The sequence below is a fragment of the Henriciella sp. genome (genome assembly GCF_049649345.1).
GTDB lineage: Bacteria > Pseudomonadota > Alphaproteobacteria > Caulobacterales > Hyphomonadaceae > Henriciella.
In genome coordinates this window covers 1-4094 of the sequence record NZ_JBARZC010000041.1, presented here as the reverse complement: position 1 = coordinate 4094, position 4094 = coordinate 1, and the positions used below count along the sequence as shown (strand labels likewise).

The following is a 4094-nucleotide window of genomic DNA, read 5'->3' as shown; positions in this document are numbered from 1 at the left end:
GAACAGCTCTTCTGCGTTTTTAGTGGTCCACGTTCCGCCAGATGCGGTGGAAGGAGAACCAGAGCAGGATCGCCAGGATAAAGAGATAGATCATCGCCGCGAGGCCGAGCGACTTGCGCTGCGACTGTTTCGGTTCGCCGGCCCATTGCAGGAAGTTAGCAATGTCGATCGACATCTGCTCAACCGTCGCTTCGGTGCCGTCGAGATAGGTGACGCGTCCGTCCATAAGCTGCGGCGCCATGGCAAGGAAACCGCCAGGAGGCGCGTGACGTGGGTCGCCGCGCCATTGCGGCGTCGTGTCGCCGGCCATGTATGGATTGTAGTACTGGCCAGTCGGCTGGATCAGCTCGCCTTCATAGTGATCATCACCATGCGCCAGCGATTCAACCTGCGAGACGTCGATAATCGTTTCGACATTCGTGCCGTCAACGCGCACTTCGGTCGCATCGCGTGAGGGGTAACCGCTGATCAGGCTGTAGACATAGCTTGCACCGCCATGACGGGCCTTGGTGATCACGGACAGATCTGGCGGATAAGCACCGCCATTGGCTGCACGGGCCTGCTGCTCGTTCTTGAACGGCGATCTGAACGGATCAGACGGGCGCGCCGGGCGCGTCACGGGATCGCCGAACTCGTCCGGGATCGGATCGGTAACCGTGTCCATCGCCGCGAAGGATTTCACCAGCGGGTTGTCATTCGCATTCGGATATTCCGGATCGTAGAACGGTCCGCCCGGTTCGCCGAGATTGCGATAGCTCATCAGGCGCATCGAATGGCACGATGAGCACACTTCGCGGTAAACCTGATAGCCGCGCTGGACGCTCTCCATGTCGAGCTCGCCGAGCGGGCCTTCAAAGGCCCAGCCGCCTTCGGGCTCGTGCGGGTGCAGGGCGCCGCCGGCCGCATGCGCGCTTGCGACAAGCGCGGCAGCACCAAGACCCGCAGAAATGAAACGAAGGAAATTCATGTCCTAGACCTCTTACTCAGCTGGGGCCGGGGCTGCGCGGTCATTGCCGAGCACAGCCTTGTGGATGGAGGCTGGCTCATCCTTCGGTTTTTCACGAAGGCCGAGCAGCGGCAGGATGACCAGGAAGTAGGCGAAATAGTACAGCGTCATGATCTGCGCGAGATGCACGAAGCGGAAGGCAGGCGCCTTCTTGACTGCCATGGTCGCGTCCTGACCGGCCTCGGTCCGGCTGTCCCGGAAATCGGCAGCAGGCTCGTAGTCCTCGAATGTCTGGGTCGCCGGCAGGCCGTTCGCATCGGTGTAGGACACGACAAGCTTGTCGCTGCCCATCGGAATGATCGGATCGTCCGGATTGGAAGCACCGCACCAGCCGAGCAGGACACCAGCAATCACAAAGCCGAAGAAGAACTGGCGCGCAACAGGGCGGTAGCGCATGGACTTAACCTTGGACGTGTCCAGCCAGGGCAGGACAAACAGGACCGCAATTGAACCGAACATCGCAATGACACCCAGCAGTTTTGCGTCGATTGGGCCGAGATTGAACGTGATCGCCCGCAGGATCGCGTAGAAGGGCAACAGATACCATTCAGGCACGATATGCGCCGGCGTCACCAGCGGGTTGGCCTCGATATAGTTGTCGGCATGGCCGAGCACGTTCGGGGCATAGAACACGAAAGTCGCAAAGATAATCAGGAAGACGACAATCGCGAACGCATCCTTGATCGTGTAATACGGATGGAACGGCACCGTATCTTTCTTCAGGCCTTCAGGGTCCTTGCGGGCCTCGACACCAGTCGGGTTGTTATTGCCCGGCACGTGCAGCGCCCAAATGTGCAGGATAACGACACCGGCAATCATGAAGGGCAGCAGGTAGTGCAGCGAGAAGAAGCGCTGCAGCGTCTGGTTACCGATTGACGGTCCACCCATCAGCCAGGTCTGGATGCTCTCACCCACCAGCGGCAGCGCACCGATCAGGCCGGTGATCACGTTTGCGCCGTGATAGGACATCTGGCCCCATGGCAGCACATAGCCGAGGAAGGCCGTGCCCATCATCAGCAGGAAAATCACACAGCCGAGAATCCAGAGAATCTCGCGCGGCGCCTTGTAGGAGCCGTAATAAAGCCCGCGGAACATGTGGATGTAGACTGCGAGGAAGAACATCGAGGCGCCATTGGCGTGGATGTAGCGCATCAGCCAGCCAAACGGCACATCACGCATGATGCGCTCGACCGAGGCGAACGCGCCATCGACCGTTGGTGTATAATGCATGGCCAGCACGACGCCCGTCAGGATCTGCGTCATCAGGCAGACTGCGAGGATACCGCCGAATGTGTACCAGTAGTTCAGATTTTTCGGCGTCGGGAAATCGACAAAGCTGTCATAGGCAAGCCGGACGATCGGCAGACGCGAGTCGAGCCATTTCGTGAAGCCGGTCTTCGGTTCGTATGTAGAGGGGTGTCCGCTCATGGCCTGTCCATCCTCTCCTAAAGCGAAATGTTGATGACGGTCGGGCTGACATATTCATAGTCAGGCACCGGAAGGTTGGCCGGCGCCGGACCCCGGCGGATACGGCCCGACGTATCATAGTGAGAGCCGTGGCAGGGGCAGTACCAGCCGCCATAGTCACCTGTGTTGCCTTGGGCCGGGCCGACGGGCACACAGCCAAGGTGCGTACAGCTGCCTGACGTCACGAGGATGGCGCGGTTAAGCTCACCGTCCGGCAGCGGGCGCAGGCGATCTGCGTCGGTTTCGGGATCAGGCAGGGTGCTGACATCGACGCTCACTGCCGCGGCAATCTCTGCCTCCGTGCGGTGACGGATAAAGAAGGGCTTGCCGCCGATCAGCACGCGAATCTCGCCGCCGAGCGGGACCTTGGAGACGTCGACCTCTAGGCTCGATGCGGCCTTGGTGTCATTGGCCGCGTTCATCTGATCGATGAAGGCATATGCCAGCGCGCCAGCCCCTGCAACGGCCGTTGCGGCTGTCGCGATGTGGATGAAATCGCGGCGATCCTCGTCGATCGCCTCATGTGTCGTGTTTTGCGCGTCGCTCACTCTTCCGGTCCTTTGTCCAAGGATTTCTCCGACTGCATACAATATCAGGGCAGGAAATCATTGCGGCGCAACGCCGCAAAACACACCTCCCCGGATGTTCTGTCGCAGCGGTTAGCGCGCCCGCTCCGCCATTGCAAGCCGCGCATGTAGCCCTGCGGCGCTAAGACGCCATCGCAGCTGTATTTGCATGTCGCGTCTGCAGCATTAGGAACAGTACGCATGGCGATTGGCGCCGGACCGCACGGTCTGGAGACAGTCATTCAGGAGATTTTTGATGTCAGACACAGTGCTTGAGACGCGCAAGACAAAGGCGAAGGCCTGGTTCGAATCACTTCAGGGCGACATCATTTCGCGATTCGAGGCATTGGAGCGCGAAGCCCAACCACCGCTCTACAAGGGCGAGCCCGGTACCTTCGAGCGCACATCCTGGACCCGCGGCGATGGCACTGAAGACCTCGGCGGGGGCACGATGGCGATCATGAAGGGCAAGCTCTTTGAGAAGGTCGGCGTCCACGTCTCCTGCGTCTATGGCAGCTTTTCCGAAGCCTTCGCCGCGCAGATCCCCGGCGCAGACAAGTCCGGCGGCAAGTTCTGGGCCTCCGGCATCTCGCTCATCGCGCACATGCACAGCCCGCGCGTGCCAGCTGTCCATATGAATACGCGCATGCTGGTCACGTCGGAAAGCTGGTTCGGAGGCGGCGGCGACCTCACCCCCCTGCTCGATTATCAGCGCCAGGAAGACTTTGTTGACACGGTCGACTTCCACGCCGCCTTCAAGGCAGCGTGCGACAAGCACGATCCAGAATACTATCCGCGCATGAAACAGCAGTGCGATGAGTATTTCTATCTCGCCCACCGCGCCGAACCGCGCGGCACAGGTGGCATTTTCTATGACCGCCACAATTCAGGTGACTGGGACGCCGACTTCGCCTTCACCCAAGATGTCGGGCGCGCCTTCGCCGATATCTATCCGCAACTGGTCCGGCGCCGCATGCAGGAGAGCTGGACGCCGCAAGAGCGCGAGGAACAGCTGGTACGCCGCGGCCGCTATGTCGAATACAATCTACTCTACG

4 protein-coding genes are annotated in these 4094 nt (G+C 60.4%); 1 reads left to right on the top strand and 3 read right to left on the bottom strand.

The window, feature by feature from the left end; all coding sequences use genetic code 11:
• Window positions 1–19: 19 nt before the first annotated feature.
• The 3 genes from WA989_RS01095 to petA are packed head-to-tail and all read right to left on the bottom strand — an operon-like array spanning window position 20 to window position 3021.
• Entirely contained in the window at window positions 20–967 is a 948-nt protein-coding gene (locus tag WA989_RS01095; protein ID WP_424338688.1) for a cytochrome c1, read from the bottom strand.
• Between the two features lie 12 nt (window positions 968–979).
• Window positions 980–2434 carry a cytochrome b gene (locus tag WA989_RS01090; RefSeq protein WP_424338687.1) on the bottom strand — a complete coding sequence of 485 codons (1455 nt, stop codon included), beginning with the start codon at window positions 2432–2434 and terminating at the stop codon, window positions 980–982.
• Window positions 2435–2451: 17 nt separating this feature from the next.
• Window positions 2452–3021, bottom strand: a complete 570-nt coding sequence (petA, locus tag WA989_RS01085; RefSeq protein ID WP_424338686.1) for a ubiquinol-cytochrome c reductase iron-sulfur subunit — start codon at window positions 3019–3021, stop codon at window positions 2452–2454.
• Window positions 3022–3295: 274 nt separating this feature from the next.
• Here petA and hemF point away from each other — a divergent pair.
• On the top strand, window positions 3296–4094 hold a 799-nt coding region (gene hemF / locus WA989_RS01080; protein WP_424338685.1), incomplete at its 3' end, for an oxygen-dependent coproporphyrinogen oxidase.